The 21,801-nt window shown below is 72.4% G+C and carries 20 protein-coding genes; 6 read left to right on the plus strand and 14 right to left on the minus strand.

Annotated features, from left to right (window positions below):
* Positions 1-8: 8 nt before the first annotated feature.
* From ACQPZG_RS10320 to ACQPZG_RS10355, 8 genes are all read right to left on the minus strand, one after another.
* Positions 9-1,379, minus strand: coding sequence for a hypothetical protein (locus tag ACQPZG_RS10320; RefSeq protein WP_433545513.1), 1,371 nt, complete (start codon positions 1,377-1,379; stop codon positions 9-11).
* A gap of 58 nt (positions 1,380-1,437) precedes the next feature.
* Positions 1,438-3,225 carry an ABC transporter ATP-binding protein gene (locus tag ACQPZG_RS10325; RefSeq protein ID WP_433549340.1) on the minus strand — a complete coding sequence of 596 codons (1,788 nt, stop codon included), beginning with the start codon at positions 3,223-3,225 and terminating at the stop codon, positions 1,438-1,440.
* Between the two features lie 97 nt (positions 3,226-3,322).
* Positions 3,323-3,739, minus strand: coding sequence for a lasso peptide biosynthesis B2 protein (locus tag ACQPZG_RS10330; protein ID WP_433545514.1), 417 nt, complete (start codon positions 3,737-3,739; stop codon positions 3,323-3,325).
* A complete protein-coding gene (locus tag ACQPZG_RS10335) occupies positions 3,736-4,029 on the minus strand; it encodes a lasso peptide biosynthesis PqqD family chaperone (RefSeq protein WP_433545515.1) in 294 nt (97 codons plus the stop codon). Before ACQPZG_RS10335 ends, ACQPZG_RS10330 begins: the two co-directional genes overlap by 4 nt.
* Entirely contained in the window at positions 4,026-5,960 is a 1,935-nt protein-coding gene (locus tag ACQPZG_RS10340) for an asparagine synthase-related protein (RefSeq protein WP_433545516.1), read from the minus strand. Before ACQPZG_RS10340 ends, ACQPZG_RS10335 begins: the two co-directional genes overlap by 4 nt.
* A gap of 19 nt (positions 5,961-5,979) precedes the next feature.
* Positions 5,980-6,096: a keywimysin-related RiPP gene (locus ACQPZG_RS10345; RefSeq protein ID WP_433549341.1), complete on the minus strand. Its 117-nt coding sequence runs from the start codon at positions 6,094-6,096 to the stop codon at positions 5,980-5,982.
* A gap of 295 nt (positions 6,097-6,391) precedes the next feature.
* Positions 6,392-8,005 (minus strand): citramalate synthase, encoded by a 1,614-nt coding sequence (gene cimA / locus ACQPZG_RS10350; protein WP_433545517.1) that lies wholly within the window; start codon positions 8,003-8,005, stop codon positions 6,392-6,394.
* Positions 8,006-8,432: 427 nt separating this feature from the next.
* Entirely contained in the window at positions 8,433-9,656 is a 1,224-nt protein-coding gene (locus tag ACQPZG_RS10355; RefSeq protein ID WP_433545518.1) for a TolB family protein, read from the minus strand.
* 133 nt (positions 9,657-9,789) lie between these two features.
* On the opposite strand from ACQPZG_RS10355, the gene ACQPZG_RS10360 reads away from it, so the two are divergent.
* Entirely contained in the window at positions 9,790-10,614 is an 825-nt protein-coding gene (locus ACQPZG_RS10360; protein WP_433545519.1) for an endonuclease/exonuclease/phosphatase family protein, read from the plus strand.
* A gap of 159 nt (positions 10,615-10,773) precedes the next feature.
* On the opposite strand, the gene ACQPZG_RS10365 is transcribed toward ACQPZG_RS10360, so the two are convergent.
* The 3 genes from ACQPZG_RS10365 to ACQPZG_RS10375 all read right to left on the minus strand — a co-directional run bounded on the left by ACQPZG_RS10365 (position 10,774) and on the right by ACQPZG_RS10375 (position 13,385).
* A complete protein-coding gene (locus tag ACQPZG_RS10365) occupies positions 10,774-11,865 on the minus strand; it encodes a branched-chain amino acid aminotransferase (RefSeq protein ID WP_433545520.1) in 1,092 nt (363 codons plus the stop codon).
* A gap of 245 nt (positions 11,866-12,110) precedes the next feature.
* Positions 12,111-13,154 (minus strand): 3-isopropylmalate dehydrogenase, encoded by a 1,044-nt coding sequence (locus ACQPZG_RS10370; protein WP_433545521.1) that lies wholly within the window; start codon positions 13,152-13,154, stop codon positions 12,111-12,113.
* A 78-nt stretch (positions 13,155-13,232) separates the two neighbouring features.
* Entirely contained in the window at positions 13,233-13,385 is a 153-nt protein-coding gene (locus tag ACQPZG_RS10375; protein ID WP_433549635.1) for a hypothetical protein, read from the minus strand.
* Positions 13,386-13,713: 328 nt separating this feature from the next.
* On the opposite strand from ACQPZG_RS10375, the gene ACQPZG_RS10380 reads away from it, so the two are divergent.
* A complete protein-coding gene (locus tag ACQPZG_RS10380; protein ID WP_433545522.1) occupies positions 13,714-14,061 on the plus strand; it encodes a PadR family transcriptional regulator in 348 nt (115 codons plus the stop codon).
* Positions 14,058-14,810: a hypothetical protein gene (locus ACQPZG_RS10385; protein WP_433545523.1), complete on the plus strand. Its 753-nt coding sequence runs from the start codon at positions 14,058-14,060 to the stop codon at positions 14,808-14,810. The genes ACQPZG_RS10380 and ACQPZG_RS10385 overlap by 4 nt, the downstream gene beginning before the upstream one ends.
* Before the next feature lie 6 nt (positions 14,811-14,816).
* On the opposite strand, the gene ACQPZG_RS10390 is transcribed toward ACQPZG_RS10385, so the two are convergent.
* Positions 14,817-15,380 carry a GNAT family N-acetyltransferase gene (locus ACQPZG_RS10390; protein ID WP_433545524.1) on the minus strand — a complete coding sequence of 188 codons (564 nt, stop codon included), beginning with the start codon at positions 15,378-15,380 and terminating at the stop codon, positions 14,817-14,819.
* 202 nt (positions 15,381-15,582) lie between these two features.
* On the opposite strand from ACQPZG_RS10390, the gene ACQPZG_RS10395 reads away from it, so the two are divergent.
* Together ACQPZG_RS10395 and ACQPZG_RS10400 are read left to right on the plus strand one after the other, a co-directional pair.
* Positions 15,583-16,560, plus strand: coding sequence for an NADP-dependent oxidoreductase (locus ACQPZG_RS10395; protein ID WP_433545525.1), 978 nt, complete (start codon positions 15,583-15,585; stop codon positions 16,558-16,560).
* A 285-nt stretch (positions 16,561-16,845) separates the two neighbouring features.
* Positions 16,846-17,619, plus strand: a complete 774-nt coding sequence (locus ACQPZG_RS10400; RefSeq protein WP_433549342.1) for a DUF1206 domain-containing protein — start codon at positions 16,846-16,848, stop codon at positions 17,617-17,619.
* 172 nt (positions 17,620-17,791) lie between these two features.
* On the opposite strand, the gene pruA is transcribed toward ACQPZG_RS10400, so the two are convergent.
* Positions 17,792-19,423: an L-glutamate gamma-semialdehyde dehydrogenase gene (gene pruA / locus ACQPZG_RS10405; RefSeq protein ID WP_433545526.1), complete on the minus strand. Its 1,632-nt coding sequence runs from the start codon at positions 19,421-19,423 to the stop codon at positions 17,792-17,794.
* 67 nt (positions 19,424-19,490) lie between these two features.
* The gene (locus ACQPZG_RS10410) at positions 19,491-20,417 is read right to left on the minus strand and encodes a proline dehydrogenase family protein (protein WP_433545527.1); all 927 of its coding nucleotides are present in this window, start codon (positions 20,415-20,417) and stop codon (positions 19,491-19,493) included.
* A gap of 181 nt (positions 20,418-20,598) precedes the next feature.
* Between ACQPZG_RS10410 and ACQPZG_RS10415 the strand changes: the two genes are divergently transcribed.
* Positions 20,599-21,801, plus strand: a complete 1,203-nt coding sequence (locus ACQPZG_RS10415; protein WP_433545528.1) for a PucR family transcriptional regulator — start codon at positions 20,599-20,601, stop codon at positions 21,799-21,801.

The raw sequence follows: 21,801 nt of genomic DNA on the forward strand, positions 1-21,801 counted from the left end.
CGAGCGCCTCAGAAGCTGCCGCCGCCGAAGTCCCCTCCGCCCCCGAAGTCGCCCCCGCCTCCGAAGTCCCCGCCTCCGAAGTCGCCCCCGCCGAATGCGGAGGGGTCGAAGTCCGAGCCCGAGACGTCGCCGCCCTCGAAGCCCGATCCGGCGGTGTCGAAGCCGGTGCCCGCACCGTAGTCCGACGCGTACGCGGGCGTGGCCAGCATCGATCCGAGCATGGTGCCCATCAGCAGGCCCGGGAGCATGCCACCGCCGAAGTAGCCGCCCGCCCAGGGCCCGTAGGCCGGGCCCGCGTCGTAGTAGGGGCGGCGGCCGTCGGCCGTGTCGACGGTGCGGACGGCCGGGTCCCGCCCGTCGGCGAGACGGGTGGCGTCCGCCGCGCAGACCGGGACCTCGCGGGCCCCACCGCCCGGCGGCGTCCACGTCGCGTCGGTGACCGAGGGCCCGTGCCGGGGGTCGAAGAAGCAGGGCGAGCGCCGTTCGGGCACGGGGCGGCCGGAGCGGCGGGCGTCCAGGACGGCGAGCGCGTAGCGCCCGTCCTCCAGGGCCTCGGTGACCCCGCGCACGTCGTTGGGCTCGCGGACCGACGCCATCCGGGACTTCGCGGTCTCGTACAGGTCGAGCGCCCGCTCGTAGTCGGTGCGCATCGTGTCGGTCGCGCCCGGCTCGGCGGGGTGGAAGTCGAGGCGGTCCAGCTCTTCGCCGTACGCGGTGATGTCCTCGTCGACGACGACCGTCAGCTTGCGGAGCGCTTCGAGGCGCTCGGCCTCCTTGCGCGCGCGGTTGCGGCGTACGAGCGCGTAGCCGCCCGCGCCCGCCACGAGCACGACCGCGCCGACCCCGACGAGCGCGCCGGTGTTCACGCCGTCGTCCGTGCCGCCGCCCCAGGACGCCGGGGCGTGGCCCTTGACCTGCGGGAGTGTCTGGTCGACGAAGGTGCTGAGCTGAGTGGCCGCGTCCAGGCCCGCCGGGGTCTTGGCGGCGGCGACCAGGTTGCGGAGCGACCGGTGCGGCAGTGCGCGCGGGTCGGCGCCGGCCTCGAAGCCGTCGCCGAGGCGGACCGCGTACACACCGGTGACGCCGGTGGCGTTGCGCAGGTTGCGGCGCACCGTCTCGGGCGGGAACTCCTCGTTGCGCGGCAGGACCGCCACGAAGAGGGGCTTGTCCGCGTCCTTGATCTTCTTCGCCAGCGCGTCCTGGTCGGCCCGGGACAGTTGCCCCCTGGCCTCCGGCGCGACGTAGACCGGCCCCTCCTTCAGGGCGTTGCCCGCCTCCGTCGTCCCGGTGGCGGCGAGGGCCGTCGGGGCGAGCGGCAGCAGGAGCAGCAGCGTCGACCCGGCAAGGGCCGATATGACGGAAAACGACCTGGTCCTCATGTATTCGACGCTACCCGAACTGTTCGAACACGCACGTGTTGCTTTCCGTCACCGCTGATCAACCCACCGCGATCTTCTCCCCGGTGGCGAACTGGGTGGCCGCCAGCTCCGCGTACAGAGCGTCCGTGCGCACGAGTTCGTCGTGGGTGCCCCGCGCGCGCACCCGCCCCGCCTCCATGACGACGATGCGGTCCGCCCGTACGACGGTGGACAGCCGGTGGGCGATGACCAGCACCGTGGTGTCGGCGGCGAGTTCGACGATCACCTCGCGCAGGCGCTCCTCGTTGACGGCGTCGAGCTGCGAGGTCACCTCGTCGAGCAGCAGCAGCCGGGGCTTGCGGAGCAACGCGCGGGCCAGGGCGATGCGCTGGCGTTCCCCGCCGGAGAGCGTGACACCGCGGTGGCCGACCTGGGTGTCGAGTCCCTCCGGGAGCCGGGCCACCAGGTCGTCCAGGCGGGTGCGGGTGACGGCGTGCGCGAGTTCGCCGGGGGTGGCGGCGGGCGCGGCCAGGAGGAGGTTGTCGCGCAGGGTGCCGGCCAGAACGGGGGCGTCCTGTTCGACGTACGCGAGGGCGGCCCTGAGGTCGGCCAGCGGCCAGTCGCGGATGTCCCGGCCGCCCACGGTGAGGGTGCCGGCGTCGTGGTCGTAGAACCGCTCCAGGAGGGCGAAGACGGTCGTCTTGCCCGCGCCGGACGGCCCGACGAGTGCGGTCAGCCCGCCGGGCGGGGCGGCGAAGGTCACGCCGTGGTGGGCGGGCGAGCGGGAGTCGCCGTACCCGAACACGACGTCCTCGAACCGGACTCCCAGCGGCGGGAGGTGCTGGGACGCGCGGCCGGGCGCGGGCGGGTCCGCCGGTCCCCGGCCGCCCTCCCCCGGCAGCGTTTCGACCTCGTCGATGCGGCGGACGGCCGCGAGTCCCGTCTGCAGGCCGGTCCAGCCGTCGGTGAGCTGACTGAGCGGGCCCATGAGGCCGAAGACGTACAGCAGGAACGCGATGAGCGAGGAGACCTCCATCGCGCCGGAGACGACGCGCGCGCCGCCGACGCCCAGCACGGCCAGGAACGCGAGCTGCGTGGCGAGGAACATCGCGACCTCGGAGGCCGAGGTCCAGCGGGCGACCGCGATTCCCCGGTCGTGCGCGGTGCGTGCCGCCGCACCGATGCCGGCCGCCTCGCGGTCCTCGATGCCGCTGGCCTTGACCGTACGGAATGCCTGCAGCGAACGGTCGAGCAGCGAGCCCATCTCGCCCACCGCCTCCTGCGCCTGGAGCTGGGCGCGCTGGATCCGCGGCATGAGCAGGGCCAGCACGCCCGCGCTGAGCAGCAGGACGAGGACAGTGACGCCCAGCAGGAGCGCGTCCACGACGGCCATCAGCACGACCGTCCCCACCAGCATCAGTACGCCGCCGACCGCCTCGACGACGCTGCGGGAGAGCACGGTGTGCAGGAGCGTGGTGTCACCGGTCGCGCGGGAGAGCAGGTCGCCGGGGGTCAGCCGGTCCACGGAGGCGACCTTCAGCCGCAGCATCCGGTCGACGAGCCGTCGCCGGGCGCGCAGTACGACGGCTTCGCCGGTACGGGCCAGCAGGTAGCGTCCGGCGGCGGCGAGCAGCGCGCCGACGATCACCACGGCGGTGAGCACCACGAGCGGCCCGGTGGTCGAGCGCCCGCTGCCGAAGGCGTCGACCGCGTACTTCGCGGTCATCGGCATGACGAGCCCGGCCCCGGACCCGGCGAGCGACAGCAGTCCGCCGCAGAGGAGCAGCTTCCAGTGCGGGCGGGTACGGGACAGGAGCAGCGTCAGGGGGCGGGACGCGCCCCGCGCCGCCGCTGCCTCACCTGCCACCCGCGACGCGCCCCGCGCCGGCGGTGCCTCGTCTGCCACCCCCGACGCGTCCTGTGCCTCACCTGCCGCCCACGACGTGCCCCGCGCCGCCGGTACCTCACCCGCCACCCGCGGCCACCTTCATCAGTGGCCGGAAGTCGCTCACGTTCTGCTCGCCCACCGTGCGCCCCTCGGCGGCGACCCAGGCGTGCGGCTGGAAGGGCGGTGCGTTGCGGACGCCCGCGTGCCAGTCGGGCCAGGTGCCGGACATGCGGCAGACCAGGGCGATCGCGATCGACCGGGGCAGGCAGCCGTACCAGCCGGCGCACTTGCGGCTGGTGGCGACGACGCGCTCGTACGTCTCCAGGGTCTGGTCGTACGTCGCCGGGCGCGCTCCCGCGCTGAGCCGGGTCAGCACCTTGCGCAGTCGGCCCGGCTTGAGCTTGGCGAGGAGGAGGGCCGCGGCGACAGCGGCGCGCAGGCGGAGACCCCCCGGCCCCGCCCCGCGCCGGGGCATCGTCATCTCCGTGGTCATCGGGCCGCTCCGACCCGGGTGACGATCTTCGCCCTGATGAGCTGGTCGGTCAGTTCGGCGACGTCGGCCTCGGCCTCGGCGCGGTCGACCTCGTACTCGGCCAGGAGCTGCTCGACGGCGTCGGACGGGGAGCGGCCCTCGGAGATCGCGGTCACGACGAGGGTGCCGCACTCGTTCAACTGCCAGTACGTGCCGTCCTTCTCGTCGAGCAGGACGCCGCCGTACTCGGTGGTGGTGACGGCGATGCCCTTGCGGAGGGCGAGCTGCGCGGTGGGGTCGGTCCGGCTCATGGGGCTGCCTCGCTGTTCGTCGTGGGAGCGGTGTGCGTCGCGGCGGCGGGCCCGGCGGGCGGCCAGGCGTTCTGCGCGGTGCGCAGCCACGCCTCGCAGGACACCGTCGAGTCGATCGGGTGCTGCTGGAGGAGCGGCGAGTAGGGGTCGTCGGCGAGGCGGCGGAGCCGGCCCGCGTCGATGAGGCCCCGCTCGTCGAGGAGGGACCCGGTCCACAGGTCCCGCAGCCCGGGGGCGTGCACGCGCAGCCCCTGGACGTCGTCGGCGGACATGTGGTCCTTGGTGGTGCGGGAGAGCAGCGCGTCCGGGACCACCCCGCGCATGGCCTCGACGAGCAGCGGCTTGTACCGCCAGGGCACGACCCGGTCCTCGACCCGTACCGCCAGGACCGCTTCCACCACGCGGTCGTCGAAGAAGGGCGCGGCGACGGGCAGCCCGAGCCCGGCGCCCACGTCCTCCATGGCCTGGAAGTACCGGGCGCCGAGGCGGACGGTGTCGATGTCCATGTGGCGGCCGGGGCGCGGCGCGATGGGTTCGGCGGTGGCGGCGGCCCTGCGGAACTCCTCGCGGACCAGGTCCCTGGCGCGCTGTGTGAACCAGGGCCGCATCGCCTGCCGCATGCCCCAGGAGACCTGCGGCGTCCGGGAGTCGGCGGTGGCGGTGTCGATGAGGGAGCCCGCGAGCCAGGTGCCGAAGGCGGGCGGGAGGAGCATGCCGCGCAGGGTGGGCAGCAGTGGCCAGCCGGACTGGTGGCGCAGCGCGCTGATTCGGTTCCACGCCTTGAGCGGTTTGCCGGGGAGGAGGTCCTGGCAGGCGGAGGCGAGGCCGTTGAACAGTTCGTCGCCGCCGTATCCGGTGAGGTGGTACTCGGAGCCGGTGGCGGCGGCGCGGGAGAGCAGCATGGCGGCGCGGGCGCGGGCGGGGGCGACGGGGAAGGGCTCGTCGAGGAGTTCGCCCGCGGTGGCGGGCAGGTCGGCGTAGAAGAGCGGGGCGTCGTCCGCGGGGACGACGACGTGTTCGATCTTGCGTGCGCCGGCGTCTCGCTCCGCGGCCTGCCGGGCCGCGCGCACTCCCCGTTCCGCCCAGAGCTGGTCCTCGGAGCGGCTGTCGCGGGCGGCGACGGTCAGGAGCGTGGTGTCGGGCGCCCCGGCGTGCTGGGCGAGGAAGGTGACGGAGGTGGAGTCCATGCCGCCGGAGAGTTCGCCGCTGACGCGGGTGCGGCCGCTCAGGTGCGCGGCGACGGACGCGGCGAGCGCGGCGGCGACCAGCGGGGCGCCCTCGGCCATGGTGAGGCGGGGCTGCGGCGGCTGCCACCAGCGGCGTACGGAGCAGGAGCGGGCGGCGTCCCGCAGGACCAGCGCGTACGCGGGGTCGACCTCCCGGACGCCCTGCCAGACGGGCCGCTCCCGCAGCGGGTGCGGGACGAAGTCGAGCAGGCGCAGGGCGAGCGCGCCGTCGTCGAGCGCGGCCCCGGTGAGGTGCGCGAGGGCGGCGGGGCGGTCGGAGGCGAGCCGGGAGCCGGCCAGGTCGGCGTGGTAGACGCGGCGGTGGCCGGAGGCGGTGCCGCGGACGCACGTCTCGCCGTCCACGCGGGAGACGACGTGCCCGAGGCCGGGCAGCGCGGTGAGCCTGCGGTGCAGGTCGAGGGTGTCGCGGGCCGGGCGCAGGACGGCGTCCAGCTCCGCGGCGGAGGTCTTGTTCGGGCCGATCAGGACGAGGGCGTCGTCGCCCCGCACGACCTGGACCAGGTTCCGTACGAGGAGGCGGGCCAGGATCCAGGGCCGGCCGGAGGGGTGGGAAACGGTCTCGAAGGCACCGGGGGCCTCCGGGGAGGCCGGCGCCGCCGAGCGAAGATGCCCGGCCGCTGCCTCGCCTTCGGCGGTGTCCGGGAGGACAACAAAGAAGTCACGCAGGTGACCGGGCATCTTCATCACTCAGCCGTCCGCCGGATCAGATGCAGAGCCGACGGGACCAGTACTCCTTGCAGGAGGCATAGAACATGCCCGCGGTCTTCTTGCTGAAGTCGCCCTGGTTGAACAGCGACGGCTTGACATAGGTCTTCTTCATAATCGTCACGTCCTCTCCGTAAGTAGGGATGCACCGAGCAATGAGACGGCCGTGACGGGAGTGCGCGGTGCGGAACATGTGAACCATGTGCACCGCGTGAACTCCGTGACGGCCGGGAACAGTTGATCTGTTCTTCGCACTCATGTGCACCCCCGGACCTCGGAGATGGCTTGATCACCTGCACACGTGACGAGATCACCCCCCTTGACGGAGGGTGAACGAGCGCTTACTAGTTGTTCATTAAACGTGATTGGTCACATGCTCAAGTTCTTCCGGCCGAAAGGGCTCCCCGCCGTCATTCCGTCGGCTCGACGCCCGCACGTAGAAGTCCGTACGTGTACGCGTCCTCCAGCGCCTGCCAGGACGCCGCGATGACGTTCTCCGCGACCCCTACCGTCGACCAGTCCTCCCCGGAGCCCGCGCCGTCGCCCGTGGTGATCAGGACGCGGGTGGTGGACTCGGTGCCGTGCGTGCCCTCCAGGATGCGGACCTTGTAGTCCAGCAGCTCCAGCTTGGCGAGCTGCGGGTAGATCCGCTCCAGCCCCACCCGCAGGGCCCGGTCCAGCGCGTTGACCGGACCGTTGCCCTCGGCCGTGGCGACGATCCGCTCGCCCTTGGCCCACAGCTTCACCGTCGCCTCGTTGGCGTGCGTGCCGTCCGGGCGGTCCTCCACGATGGCCCGCCAGGATTCGACCCGGAAGTACCGGCGGGCCCGCCCCTCCGCCTCCTCGCGCAGCAGCAGCTCGAAGGACGCGTCGGCGGCCTCGTACGTGTAACCCCTGAGCTCGCGCTCCTTGACCCGGTCCACCACCCGGCCCACCAGCTCGCGGTCGTCGCCGAGCTCGACGCCCAGCTCCTTGCCCTTGAGCTCGATCGAGGCGCGGCCGGCCATGTCGGAGACGAGCATCCGGATCCGGTTGCCGACCAGATCGGGGTCGATGTGCTGGTAGAGGTCGGGGTCGACCTTGATGGCGGAGGCGTGCAGACCCGCCTTGTGCGCGAACGCCGAGACGCCCACGTACGGCTGATGCGTGGACGGCGTGAGGTTGACGACCTCGGCGATGGCGTGCGAGATCCGGGTCATCTCCCGCAGCGAGCCCTCGGGCAGCACCTTCTTCCCGTACTTCAGCTCCAGCGCGGCGACCACCGGAAAAAGGTTGGCGTTGCCGACGCGCTCGCCGTAGCCGTTGGCGGTGCACTGCACGTGGGTGGCGCCGGCGTCGACGGCCGCCAGGGTGTTGGCGACGGCACAGCCGGTGTCGTCCTGGGCGTGGATGCCGAGCCGGGCCCCGGTGTCGGCCAGGACGGTCGCCACGACCGCCTGGATCCGGGCGGGCAGCATCCCGCCGTTGGTGTCGCACAGGATGACGACGTCCGCCCCCGCCTCGCTCGCCGCCCGCACCACGGCCTTCGCGTACTCCGGGTTCGCCCGGTACCCGTCGAAGAAGTGCTCGCAGTCCACGAAGACGCGCCGCCCCTGCTCGCGCAGGTACGACACGGTGTCGCGGACCATCGCGACGTTCTCGTCCAGCGTCGTGCGCAGCGCCAGCTCGACGTGCCGGTCGTGCGCCTTGGCGACCAGGGTGACCACCGGCGCCCCTGACTCCACCAGCGCCCGCACCTGCGGGTCGTCGGCGGCCCTGGCCCCGGGCCTGCGAGTGGCTCCGAACGCCACCAACTGGGCGTTGCGGAAGGTGACTTCCTTCTGCACGCGGGAGAAGAACTCGGTGTCCCGGGGGTTCGCGCCGGGCCAGCCCCCCTCGATGAACCCCACCCCGAAGTCGTCCAGATGACGGGCGATGGCCAGCTTGTCCGCGACGGTGAGGTTGATCCCCTCGCGCTGCGCGCCGTCGCGCAGCGTGGTGTCGAAGACGTGGAAGCTGTCGTCAAGGCTGTCTGCGGTCGTCATGCTCTCTGACTCCTGTCGGATCCTGGGCTCACGTTCCAGGCGGTGAATGCACTCAGCCGGAATGGCTGGTTCCACTTGTCCCCATCTTCGCGCGCGCCTCGTCCCTCGGGCCGGGGTGGGGCCGTAAAACGAAAAAACCTCTCGCGGGTGCGAGAGGTCTGCGCGCGGGTCGTGGCTGGGCGGCCGTGCCGTACGGGGTGGTGGGTGTACGGGACGGTCACCGCGGACCGGCGCGCCTGCTGCCGATAATCATGGCGAACGAGGACACGGGGGCAGTCTGGCACACGGCTGCCCCCGTGTCTCAGGGCGTCTCAGGATGCGGGCGCTCGTGGGGGCGAGCAGCGAGGACGGCCGGAACGGCCGGCGAACACGGCCGACCGCGGCCGACGAGAGGGCCGGCCGCGGTCGACGAGGACGTCGACGACGGTCAGCGGAGACGGCGTACGAAGACGTCCGGCTCGCCGTTGGTGTCGCCCGCGACGAAGGTGCCCTCGTCATAGCCGGAGAAGGCGACGGTCGACGCGTCGGCGCTCAGCGCGGAGCTGCCCACGCCCCGCGGGGAGCCGTCCAGCCCGGGGGTGGCCAGGGTGTCCCTGCCGGTGCGCAGATCGCGTACCCACTGTCCCTGGGAGCTGCCCGAGCGCGAGTACAGCACCTTGCGCCCGTCGGCCGAGAGGCCGGACGCCGTCGTGATGTCGGTCGGCACGGGGGCGTCGATCCGCGTCAGCTTCTTGCTGCGCAGGTCGTACACGAACGGGTTCCAGCCCCGGTTGGGGTCGGTGCCGGGCACCAGGTTGGTGGCGTAGGAGTGGAAGACCACTGTGGTGCCGTCGCCGCCCAGCCGCGGCTCGACGGACGCCTTGTCCGCCTCGGCCCCGTCGTGCGTGGCGTCCGCCTGCACGGTCTTCCCGGTGGTGCGGTCGTGGACGAGGACGTCGCCCCAGTCGTCGCCCCGGGGCCCGTTGGTGTACGAGTCCTGGTAGACGACCTTCGAGCCGTCGTCACTGACGGACCCGACGAAGCAGCCGCGCGCCCCGTCCGCGTCGTCGGGCGAGTGGCTGATCCGCTCGGTCCTCCCGGTGGCGCGGTCGTACAGGTAGACGCGGGGGCCGTCGTCGGCGGCGGCCGGGGTGGCGTCGGTCGCGTCGGCCCCGAAGGCGACGTACCGGCCGTTGGCGCTGAGCGCCGACCGGCCGGGGGAGACGGCGTACGCGTCGCCGAGGACGGGGGCGAGCCGCTCGGTGCGGCCGGTCCGCACGTCCCGGACGTGGACGCCGTGCGTCCGGGTCTCGCTGGTGGACGAGAACGCGAGGAAACGGCCGTCGCGGCTGAGCGCGGCCGCCGAGGTCGTGGCGCCGGGCACGGTCACCCGCTGGAGCGGGGCGCCGGGCGCGGGGCGTACGAACACGTCCTCGGTACCCGGCTTGTCCCCGGCGACCAGGTTCGAGGCGTACGACTGGAAGGCGAGCACCTTGCCGTCGCCGCTGAGCACCGGGTCCCCGGAGGAGTCGTCCGCCTGCGCGCCGCCGGGTGCGGTGCTGGCCTTCTCGGTGCGGGGCGCGAGGGGCCCGGCGGAGGCGGTGGGCAGGGTCAGTGCGGTGAGGGCGGCGACGAGTGCCGCGCCGATCGCGGTGCGTGAGATGGTGCGCATTGCTGGAACTCCCCGTGGTGGTGCGGTTGTTGGACCGTACTGGAGTGAAGGACGCGTGCACGGGGCGGTTGGTTCGCTCGCCGCCCCGCCGGTTCCGCATTCCGGCGAGCGGACGGCCGGGTAGGTTCGGCGCATGCGCGTACTGACATGGAACCTGTGGTGGCGGTTCGGCCCCTGGGACGCCCGCCGGAAGGCGATCCTCGCCGTTCTGCGCGAGCAGCGACCGGACGTCATCCTGCTCCAGGAGGTGTGGGCCAACGACCGGGAGAACATGGCTGGTTGGCTGGCCGGGGAGCTGGGGCTCGACCACTGGACGTGGGTGCGGTTCGCGGAGCCGCACTACTGGCAGCGGCGGACCGACGGGGACGCGTCGGACATCGGGGTGGCCGTCCTCAGCCGGTGGCCGATCGGCGAGCGGGCGTCGGTGCGGCTGCCCGCGGACGGGGCCGTGGACAACGGGCGGATGGCGCTGTACGCCCGGGTGGACTCCCCCGCGGGCCCCGTCCCGGTGTTCACCACGCACCTCAACTCGGCCGTGTACGACTCCGCCACGCGCTGCGTGCAAGTGCGCGCCCTGAGCCGTTTCGTGGCGGAGCACCGGGGCGCCGGAGCGTTCCCCGCGGTGGTCGCCGGGGACTTCAACGCCTGGCCCGACTCGGACGAGATACGGCTGATGGGCGGGTACAAGACCGCGCCCCCCGTGCCGGGGCAGGTCTTCGTGGACGCGTGGGAGTACGCGGCACCGCAAGCTCCGTGGGCCACCTGGGACGCCACGAACGGCTACCACACCCCGGGGCCGAGCACCCGGATCGACTACGTGTTCCTGGGCGTGCCGGGCCCTGGCGGGCTCGGCGCGGTGCGCTCGGTCGCCCGCTTCGGGCACGGCCCGGTGGACGGGGTGTGGCCCTCCGACCATGCGGGGGTACGGGCGGACCTGGAGACGGGCGTGCTGCGCTGAGGGCCGGGGAGCCGGTCCGGCCGGACGCGGGGATGCGGTCCCGTCCCCGTGGGCCCGCCCGTCAGCGGGAGGGCGGGCAGGGGGCGGCGTCCCGCGGGCGCGAGCCCGCCCCGCACCGCCCCCGCCCCGGTTCCGCGGGGCCGAACGACCGGCGGCTGCCTAGGCCAGCTCGTGCATCCATCCGTGCACGTCCTCGGCCTTGCCCGTCTGGATCTCCAGCAGCGCCTTGCGCAGTGCCATCGTCACGCGTCCCGGCCGGCCGTCCGCGGTCGTCCACTCCCCGGAGGCGGACTTCACGTGGCCGACCGGTGTGATGACCGCCGCGGTGCCGCAGGCGAAGACCTCGGTCAGCGCGCCGGACTCCGCGTCGGCCCGCCACTGCTCCTTGGAGATGCGGCCCTCCTCCGACGCGTAGCCCAGGTCACCGGCGAGCTGGAGCAGGGTGTCCCGGGTGACGCCGGCCAGCAGGGATCCCGTCAGCTCCGGGGTGACGATCTTGTCCCCGTACACGAAGTACAGGTTCATGCCGCCCATTTCCTCGACCCACTTGTGGTGGAGGGCGTCCAGCCAGACGACCTGGTCGCAGCCCTTCTCGGCGGCTTCGGCCTGGGCGAGCAGGGAGGCCGCGTAGTTGCCGCCGGTCTTCGCGTAGCCCATGCCGCCGGGCACGGCGCGGACGTAGTTCTCCGAGAGCCAGACCGAGACGGGCTTCACGCCGCCCGGGAAGTAGGCGCCGGCCGGTGAGGCGATCACCAGGAAGAGGTACTCGTTGGCGGGCTTGACGCCCAGCCCGACCTCGGTGGCGATCATGAAGGGGCGCAGGTAGAGCGACTCCTCACCGCCGTGCGGCGGGACCCACGCCTCGTCCTGCTTGACGAGCGCGTCGCAGGCCTCGATGAAGGTCTCCACCGGCAGCTCCGGCATCGCGAGCCGGTGTGCGGAGGCCTGGAAGCGCTTGGCGTTGGCCTCGGGCCGGAAGGTCGCGACGGAGCCGTCGGGCCTGCGGTACGCCTTGAGCCCCTCGAAGATCTCCTGCGCGTAGTGCAGGGTCATGTTCGCCGGGTCGAGGGAGAGCGGTCCGTACGGGACGAGCTGCCCGTCGTGCCAGCCACGGCCCTCCGTCCACTTGATGGTCACCATGTGGTCGGTGAAATACCGGCCGAACCCGGGGTTGGCCATGTTCGCCTCGCGCTCCGCGGCGCCCAGCGGGCTGGCTGAGGGCTTGAGCTCGATCGTCGTGGGCGTCGTCATGAGTGCGTGTCCTTCACCGGTTGCTGGGAAGGGCCGCGCACGCCATCCGTCACAAGTAGGACGTCCGAGCTTCCTCTCATACCGCGACCCTGCGTTCGATTATCGCGCGCGAGGGGGCAGGTACGAAACGGTGTGCGGCGTGCGGTGTGCGCGGCCCGGCTTGATGGTCTCGTACCCGGTGGCCGCAGAGGAACAGCCGCCGGGTCTGGAGACCCGGCGGCTGTCGTGAGGGAGAGTCCGTCGGGTCAGCCCGCTACTCGCAGGGCGAGGGCGTCGCCGATCTCGTCCGTCGTGCGGACGGTGTCGGCGGAGCGCTCGGCGAGGTCGGCGGAGACGGCCGTCTCGATGCGGGCGGCCTCGGACTCGTGTCCGAGGTGACGCAGCAGGAGCGCGACGGAGAGGATGGTCGCCGTCGGGTCGGCCTTGCCCTGGCCCGCGATGTCGGGCGCGGAGCCGTGCACGGGCTCGAACATGGACGGGAAGGCGCCCGTCGGGTTGATGTTGCCGGAGGCGGCCAGGCCGATTCCGCCGGAGACGGCGGCGGCGAGGTCGGTGAGGATGTCGCCGAAGAGGTTGTCGGTGACGATGACGTCGAAGCGTTCCGGCTGGGTGACGAAGAAGATCGTCGCTGCGTCGACGTGCAGGTAGTCCGTGGTGACGGACGGGTACTCGGCGGCGACGCGGTCGAAGGTGTTCTTCCACAGGTGGCCGGCGTAGACGAGCACGTTGTTCTTGTGGACGAGCGTGAGCTTCTTGCGCGGACGGGCCGCCGCGCGCTCGAAGGCGTCGCGCACCACGCGCTCCACGCCGTACGCCGTGTTGAGGCTGACCTCGGTGGCCACCTCGTGCGCGGTGCCCGTACGGAGGCTGCCGCCGTTGCCGGTGTACGGGCCCTCGGTGCCCTCCCGTACGACCACGAAGTCGATCTCCGGGCGGCCGGCGAGCGGTGTCGCGGTGTTCGGGAAGAGCTTCGAGGGGCGCAGGTTGATGAAGTGGTCGAAGGCGAAGCGCAGCTTGAGGAGCAGACCGCGTTCCAGCACCCCGGAGGGCACGGACGGGTCACCGATCGCGCCGAGCAGGATCGCGTCGTGCCGCTTGAGCGCGTCCAGCTCCGCGTCCGGGAGGGTCTCCCCGGTGCGGTGCCAGCGCTGGGCGCCGAGGTCGTACTCCTTGGTCTCCAGCTTCACGTCCTGCGGGAGGACGGAGTTGAGGACCTTCAGGCCCTGGGCCACGACCTCCCGGCCGATGCCGTCACCGGGGATCACTGCGAGATTGATGCTGCGAGACATGTCGGGGACCCTACTCCGCGTCCCAGGGGATGACACGTCGCGTCCGCCATGTGGACGCGACGCGTCACCCCGATCGACTCAGTGGCCGGTCTCGCCACCGTTGTCGCGGCGGTCCAGGGCGCGCTGGAGGGCGGCTGCGGCCTGCTTGCGGTCGGCGGCGTCGGCGGAGCGGGAGCTGTGGCGGACCCGGCGGGAGGGGGTCGCGTGCAGGGTGATCGAGGTCTCGGACACGGGGAATCGACTCCTTCAGAGGCATGGAGGTACGCGCAGTGCGTTGCCGTGCACGCGCAGGGAGTTGCTGCATCTGTGAGGCGCCGGAATGAGGCGGGGAGCGGGTGCGGCAGGGGTTGCCTGCTCGGGGGCACCGGCCCGCGACCGCCAGTCGCTGATGGAGCGAGACGTTCGGCTCCTACAAAGCTAGGACAGGTACGGGCAGCTGTCTCCACAATTACTCGGACTTCCTACTATCTGAGACGCGATCTTGAGGAGCCCGTGCTCCACGGGCGGTCGGCATGTCACCTAGGTTGCATTCCTACCTAGGTAGTGGTGAACTCTCTGCATGGCCGCAGACCGCAGATCCAGTTGGCTCAAGGGTGTCCTCGATCTCCTCGTCCTCTCCTGTCTCACCGAGGGCGAGAGCTACGGATACGAAATCTCCAAGGCGCTGGCCGGGGCGGGACTCGGGGACATCAAGGGCGGCACGCTCTACCCGGTCCTCAACCGGCTGGAGGAGGCCGGCCACGTCGTCGGCGAGTTCCGGGCCGCCGCACGCGGCCCCGGCCGCCGCTACTACCGGCTCACCGGGGACGGCCGTGCCGCACTGGCCCGGCAGACCGGCGCCTGGCTGGAGTTCCACACGACCGTACGGAAGACGCTCACCGCGTCACTCACCACGGGGGAATCATGATGACGACCGCTCACGCCACCTACTTCGACCGGCTCGGAGCCCTCCTGCGGGCGAACGGCAGGCCCGCGGACGAGGTCGCGGCGACCGTCGCCGAACTCGCCGCCCACCTGGCCGACGCGGACGGCGCCGACCCGGTGGAGGAGTTCGGCGCACCCGAGGACTTCGCCGCCCGGCTGACCGGGGGCACGGAGGTGGAGGATCCCGCCCCGGGCGCCGAGACGTGGAAGTGGACCACGGACATCTACCACGACCGCAGGCTCCTGAACCAGTACGGCGACCAGGGCTGGGAGGTGGAAAGCCTCGACCGCCTCGGCCGGTTCGTCTGCCGCCGCGACCCCGCGACCGCCCTGCGCTGGGAGTACTGCCGCGCGATGGCGAACGGGGCGGCGGAGCGTGCCGCCCGCACCGCCGAACTGGCCCCGGACGCGTGGGAGCCGTGCGGGCACTGGGCGTTCTACATGTACTTCAAGCGGCCGAGGGCGGCGAGCGCGGGTCCGGCGGCAGCCCTGGACGCGCTGGCCCGGAGGCCCGCGGAGCACGTGATGTTCGGCAGCCGCGTGCGCCGCCTGCTGGTGGCCACCTGTCTGATGGCACTGGCGGCCGCGGTGGCCCTCGTGTGCTTCGACTACGGCGACTTCGTGGCCGAACACCCCTGGTCGCTCGCGGTGTTCGCGGCGGCGGGCGTCGCAGGCGGCCTGGGCGGCTGGTACGGCACCAAACGCGACGTGGCGAAGGGCGTCGAGGAGTAGAGCCCCCTACAGCACGTCTCCCTCCCGCCAGTCGAAGAAGAGCGCCGCCTCCGGGTCCGGCAGCGCGCGGCCCGCGGCCGCCCGCACATAGGTCGACCCCTCCTCCTCGGGCAACGGCAGCACCCCGGCCGGTCCCAGCGCCGCCAGGCCCCCGGCCCACACCTGCCACCCCCGCCCCGCGTACATCGCCGCTCCCGCGTCCGACGCGGACAGGGCGCCGAAGTCGTACGCCCGGTCGACGGCCTCCTCCAGGGCGGCCATGATCCGGCCGCCCAGCCCCTGCCGCCTGCGGTCGCCGCGTACCGCCACCGCCTCCACGTACCCCACCCGCAGCGAGCGCCCCCGGTGCACCACCCGGCGCTGGACGAGGCTGCCGTGGGCGACGATCTCCTCGTCGGGCCCCTCGGTGACCAGCGCGTGCAGGCCGCCGAGGCTGTGCTCCCAGTCGGCGTCGGCGAAGTCCCCGTCGAAGGCGCCGTCGAGGAGGACGCGGACGGCGGTGAGTTCGGCGGGGGCGAGGTGTGCGGTGTGGACGGTGCGCAGGGCGCTCCGGACAGTGGTCTCACTCATGGGGAGCACTCTCGCAGACTCCGCCCGGCCGCCGACCGGAGCATGCGCGGTACCGGCCGCCGACCGGAGCATGCGCGGTACCGGCCGCCGACCGGAGCATGCGCGGTACCGGCCGCGTCCGTGGGAGGGGGGAGGGCGGCGCCGGGCCCTGGGGCACCGGCCGTCTTCTCAACTGCCCCACGGAGCACGCAGACTCGACCGCATGACTGCTTCCCGAGGCACCCCGGACGCCACCTCCACCGCCGGACCCCGCATGCGGCAGTGGGTCCATCGCACCTTCGGCGGGCCCGAGGTCCTGCAACTGGAGGAGACGGACCGTCCGAGGCCAGGCGAGGGCGAGATCCTGCTCCGGGTGCACGCGGCCGGTGTCAATCCCGTCGACGCGCGCACCCGTCGGGGGGCTGCCCCACCGCCGGGCGGCCCGCCGTACGTCCCCGGCTGGGACTCCTCGGGCACGGTCGAGGAGCTGGGCCCGCGAGTGTCCCGCTTCCGGGTCGGCGACGAGGTGTTCGGGATGCATCCCGGCGGCGCGTACGCCGAGTACCTGGTCGCCCCGGCCGATTCCTTCGCCACGAAGCCCCCCGGCATCTCCCATGTCGAGGCGGCCGGGGCTCCGGTCGCGGCCCTCGGCGCGTGGCAGGCGCTCGTGGAACTGGGCCAGGTGCGTCCGGGGCACCGGGTGCTGGTGCACGCGGCGGCCGGCGGCGTGGGGCACATCGCCGTGCAGCTGGCCAAGTCGCGCGGCGCGTTCGTGTACGGGACCGCGCGCGAGCCGAAGCACGCCTTCCTGCGCGCGCTGGGTGTGGACGAACCGATCGACTACACCGCGGACGACTTCGTGGCGGTCGCCCGGGACGTGGACATCGCCCTGGACCTGATCGGCGGCGAGTACGGCCCGCGCACCCTGGCCACTCTGCTCCCCGGCGGGCTGCTGGTCTCGACGGTCGTCTCGGACCCGGGCTTCGGCGAGACCGCGGCGCGGGTGGCCGGGGCGCGGTGGGCCCCGCTCCTGGCGACCCCGTCCGGCGCCCAGCTCTCGGAGATCGCGGTCCTGCTGGCGGACGGACGGGTCCAGGTGCACGTGGAGGCGACGCTGCCTTTCGAGGAGGCGGCGAAGGCGACGGCGCTGGTGGAGACGGAGCGCACGTACGGAAAGCTGGTGCTGGACCTGGCCCCGTGACCGGAACCGAGGCACGGCGCACGCATCCGCACCCGTGATCCGAACCGATGGCCGGGCGCACGCGCCGCACCATGCCCCGAACCCAACGGCATGGCACACGTGACCGCCGCCGTGACCGGCCGCCCGCCCGGACTCTCCCGCACACGGATTCGTTTCCGCACGTGCACCGGGGGCACACGCCTGCCGACGGTCCCCCAGGGGACCAGAGGGAGGCAGAAGCGCGTGAGCGGAACCGGACAACGGACGGCCAAGGGCACCGCCCGGCAGGCTGCCGACAGCGACACCATGAAGTACGCCGCCCGCGCGGGGTTCGCCGCCCGCGGCGTCATTCACCTGCTGATCGGGGTGCTGGCGATGCAGATCGCCGTGGGCGGCGGAGACAAGTCGGCCGACCAGGGCGGGGCGCTGGCGGAGATCGCGGAGAAGCCCTTCGGCAAGGTCCTGCTGTGGGCACTGGGCATCGGGCTGATCGCGATGGCGCTGTGGCAGTTGACGGAGGCCCTGTTCGGTTCGGTGGGCCCCGACGGGCACAAGCCGCGCAAGCGACTGCTGGCCGGCGCCCTGTTCGTCTTCTACGGCTTCGTCTCGTACTCGGTGCTGGCCTTCGCGGTCGGCAGCAAGAGCAGTGGCGGCAACTCGAGCGACAAGGAGTCGCAGGACGTCACGGCGAAGGCGATGGAACTCCCGGCCGGGCGGTGGCTGGTCGGCGTGGTGGCGCTGGTCATCGTCGGAGCCGGGGTGTGGATCGCGATCCAGGCGGCGCGGCGCAAGTACCACAAGGAAATGAAGATGGGCGCGATGTCGCGCCGCACACGGCAGTTGGTGGATGTCACCGGCGTCGGCGGCGGGGTGGCCCGCGGTCTGGTCTTCGCCGTGGCCGGTGGCTTCGCCCTGGCCGCGGCCGTGACGTACGACCCGGACAAGGCCAAGGGCATGGACGACACGATCCGCAGCTTCCGGGAGACCCCGGTGGGACCCTGGCTGCTCGTGGCGCTGGCCGTCGGGCTGATCCTGTTCGGCGTGTTCTCCTTCGCGATGGCCCGGTGGCGCAAGCTCTAGCGCCGGGTGTCCGGGGGTATCTGTACGGAGAATGTCTCGCTTACTCCTGTAAGCGAGACATTCTCCGTGTGGGGGTACGTCGACCGCACGGGCCGCCGGACGTGACACCGCCCCCGTCCGATGTGGGGTCGGACGGGGGCGGGGATCAGGGGCCGCCGTGGCAGCGTCGGGCTCAGCCCTGGTGCGGGTAGCGGTAGTCGGTCGGCGGGACCAGGGTCTCCTTGATGGCGCGGGTCAGGGTCCAGCGCTGGAGGTTCTGCGGAGCGCCGGCCTTGTCGTTCGTACCGGAGGCGCGGCCTCCGCCGAACGGCTGCTGGCCGACGACGGCGCCCGTCGACTTGTCGTTGATGTAGAAGTTGCCCGCGGCGTAGCGCAGCTTGTCCATCGTGTGGGCGGCGGCGGCGCGGTCGCCCGCGATGACCGAGCCGGTCAGCGCGTAGTCGGAGACCGACTCCATCTGCTCCAGCATGGCGTCGTACTTGTCGTCCTCGTACACGTGGACGGCGAGGATCGGGCCGAAGTACTCGGTGGTGAAGACCTCGTTGGCCGGGTCGGTGCACTCGATGACCGTCGGGCGGACGAAGTAGCCGACCGAGTCGTCGTAGGTGCCACCGGCGACGATCGTGCAGGAGTCGTCGGCCTTCGCGCGGTCGATGGCCGCCTTGTTCTTGGCGAACGAGCGCGCGTCGATGACGGCACCGATGAAGTTGTCCAGGTCGGTGACGTCGCCCATGGTGATCGAGTCGACCTCGGCGGCGAACTCTTCCTTGAAGCCGTCGTTCCAGATCGACGCCGGGACGTAGGCGCGCGAGGAGGCCGAGCACTTCTGGCCCTGGAACTCGAAGGACCCGCGGGTCAGCGCGGTCTTCAGGATCGCGCGGTCGGCGCTCGGGTGGGCGACGACGAAGTCCTTGCCGCCGGTCTCACCGACCAGACGCGGGTACGTGCGGTACTTCGCGATGTTCTCGCCGACGGTCTTCCACAGGTACTGGAAGGTCGGGGTGGAGCCGGTGAAGTGGATGCCGGCCAGGTCGCGGTGGTTCAGCGCCACCTCGGAGACGGCGATGCCGTCGCCGGTGACGAGGTTGATGACGCCCTTGGGCAGACCGGCCTCTTCGAGGAGCTGCATGAGCAGCACCGCGGCGTGCGTCTGCGTCGGGGACGGCTTCCACACGACGACGTTGCCCATCAGGGCCGGGGCGGTCGGCAGGTTGCCCGCGATGGCCGTGAAGTTGAACGGCGTGATCGCGTAGACGAAGCCTTCGAGCGGGCGGTGGTCCAGTCGGTTCCACACGCCGGGCGCGTTCGCGGGGGGCTGCTCGGCGAGCAGGTCGCGGGCGTACTTGACGTTGAAGCGCCAGAAGTCGATGAGCTCGCACGGGGTGTCGATCTCGGCCTGCTGGGCGGTCTTCGACTGGCCGAGCATGGTGGAGGCGGCCAGCGTCTCGCGCCACGGGCCGGAGAGCAGCTCGGCGGCGCGCAGGATGATCGCGGCGCGGTCGTCGAAGGACATCGCACGCCACGCCGGGGCGGCGGCGAGCGCGGCGTCGATGGCGTCCTGGGCGTCCTGCTGGGTGGCGTGGGCGCCGGTGCCGAGCACGGCCTTGTGGCGGTGCGGCTGTACGACGGTGAAGGTGTCGCCGCCACCCATTCGCTTCTCACCGTTGATGGTCATCGGGAGGTCGATGGGGTTCTCGGCCAGCTCCTTGAGCTTGGCTTCGAGGCGGGCGCGCTCCGGCGAGCCGGGGGCGTAGGAGTGCACCGGCTCGTTCACCGGGGCGGGGACCTGGGTCACAGCGTCCATGGGTTCCATAGCTCCTTGAATCAGTCTGCCGGGGGTGCGGCAGTTCGGTGCGATGACGTCGGGGCGATCAGTTCTTGGTGATGATCGAGCGGCCGAAGAAGAGCAGGTTCGCGGGCTTCTCCGCCAGGCGGCGCATGAAGTACCCGTACCAGTCCGTGCCGTACGCGGTGTACACACGCATCCGGTGTCCCTCGGCGGCGAGCCGGACGTGTTCGTCGCTGCGGATGCCGTACAGCATCTGGAACTCGTACTCGTCCAGCTTGCGCCCTGCGCGGCGCGCGAGCTCCTGCGCGATGGCGATCAGCCGCGGGTCGTGGGACCCGATCATCGGGTAGCCGTCGCCCTCCATCAGGATCTTCGTGATCCGCACGTACGCCTTGTCGATCTCGCCCTTGTCCTGGAAGGCGACGGACGCGGGCTCCTTGTACGCACCCTTCACGATACGTACGCGACTGCCGGCGGCGGCAAGCCTGCGGGCGTCGGCCTCGGTGCGGAAGAGGTACGCCTGGATGACGCAGCCGGTCTGCGGGAAGTCCTTCCGCAGCTCCTCGTGGATGGCGAACATCGAGTCGAGGGTGGTGTGGTCCTCGGCGTCCAGGGTGACCGTGGTGCCGATGGCGGCGGCGGCCTCGACGACGGGACGCACGTTCGCGAGGGCCAGCTCGTGGCCCCCCTCCAGCGCCTGCCCGAACATGGACAGCTTCACGGACATCTCGGCCCGGGTGCCCAGACCCAGGTCCTTGAGGTGCGCGATCAGGTCGAGGTACGCGTCGCGGGCGGCACCGGCCTGCTCGCGGGTCGTGATGTCCTCGCCGACGACGTCCAGGGTGACTTCCAGGCCCTTGTCGGTGGCGTCCAGGACGATCGGCACGACGTGCTCGACGGTCTCACCGGCGATGAACCGGTCGACGACCTGTTTGGTGCCCGGGGCGACCGAGACGAAGCGGCGCATCCGGTCGCTGCGCGATGCGGCCAGGATCACGGGACCCAACACGGGGCACCTCCACGGAAAGCAATAGAAGGGGCCGTGACCAGCACTTTTGTAACGGAACTGGGACGGCACGGATAACCACGGTGAAATCTAGGTATCGCGCCGACCTTGGACTACCGACAGCTGTCACGCATCCGGGGACACCACCTCATACATATGTCTGAAGCGGTGCGAGAATGGCACCGTGAACGCCGATTACCAAGACCTGGTCGATGAGATTTCCGCCCTGCTGGGCGCGCCCGCGACCCTGGAGGACCGGGACTTCCGGCTGATCGCCTTCGGCGCGCACGACGGCGACGACGCGGGCGCGATGGACCCGGTCCGCACCCGCTCGATCCTGACCCGCCGCTCCACGGCCGAGGTCAAGGCGTGGTTCGAGCGCTTCGGCATCGCGACGGCCACCGGCCCGGTGCGCATCCCCGCGGACCCGGGCGCCGGGGTGCTGCGCGCGCGGCTGTGCCTGCCGGTCCGGCACCGGGGAACGGTGTTCGGGTACGTGTGGCTGCTGGCCGGCGACGCCCCCGTGCCGAGGCTTCCCTATACGGAACTGGCGGACGCGGACCTGGACGCGGCGATGGCGGTGTGCGCCCGGATCGGGGCCCAGCTCGCCGACGAGGCCCGCGCCCGCGCCGACCTCGGCCCGCACCTGAACACCCTGCTCACCTCGGACTCCGAGGACCGCAGGGAGGCCGCGCTGACCACCCTGTCCGGCCCGCTGGGCGCGGGCGGGCCCTACACCCTGCTGTGCGCCGTGCCCTGGACCGCTTCCCCGCCGGGCCTGCGCACGGTGCCGGGGGCCTCGGCACTCACCCTCGTACCGGTGCCGGGGGCCGCAGGGCCCCGGCTCGCTGTGCTGGTCAGGCTGGGGGCGGGAGCGGACCTGGGGCCGGCCGGGGCGGCGGCGAAGGCGCTGCTGGCGAGCACCCCCGGGCCCCCGTCCCCCACCGCGCTCACCGCCGCCCCCGCGTCCACCGCCGTCGGCATCGGCACCGCGGCGCGTACGCTCGCCGACCTTCCCGCCGCCTGGCGCGAGGCGTCCGCCGCCGCCCGCGCCGCACTGGCCCGCCCGCACCTGGGCCCGGTGGCCGAGTGGTCCGCCATCGGCCCGTACCGCCTCCTGGCCGCACTCCCGGACAGCGGCCCCGGCCACCCGGTGGACCCGGCCGTCGGCCCGCTCCTCACCCCCGCGCACAGCGAACTGGCCCGCACCGCCGAGGTGTTCCTCGACTGCGCGGGCCAGGCGGGCCGTACCGCGACCGCCCTGAGCATCCACCGCCAGACCCTCTACTACCGCCTGTCCCGGGTGGAACAGCTCACCGGCCTGGACCTGCACGACGGCGAGGACCGGCTGCTGCTGCACATGTCGCTGAAGGCCGCCAAGCTGTAG

Origin of the sequence: Streptomyces sp. CA-294286, from assembly GCF_050947155.1 — a bacterium.
In the GTDB taxonomy this organism is placed as follows: Bacteria; Actinomycetota; Actinomycetes; order Streptomycetales; family Streptomycetaceae; genus Streptomyces.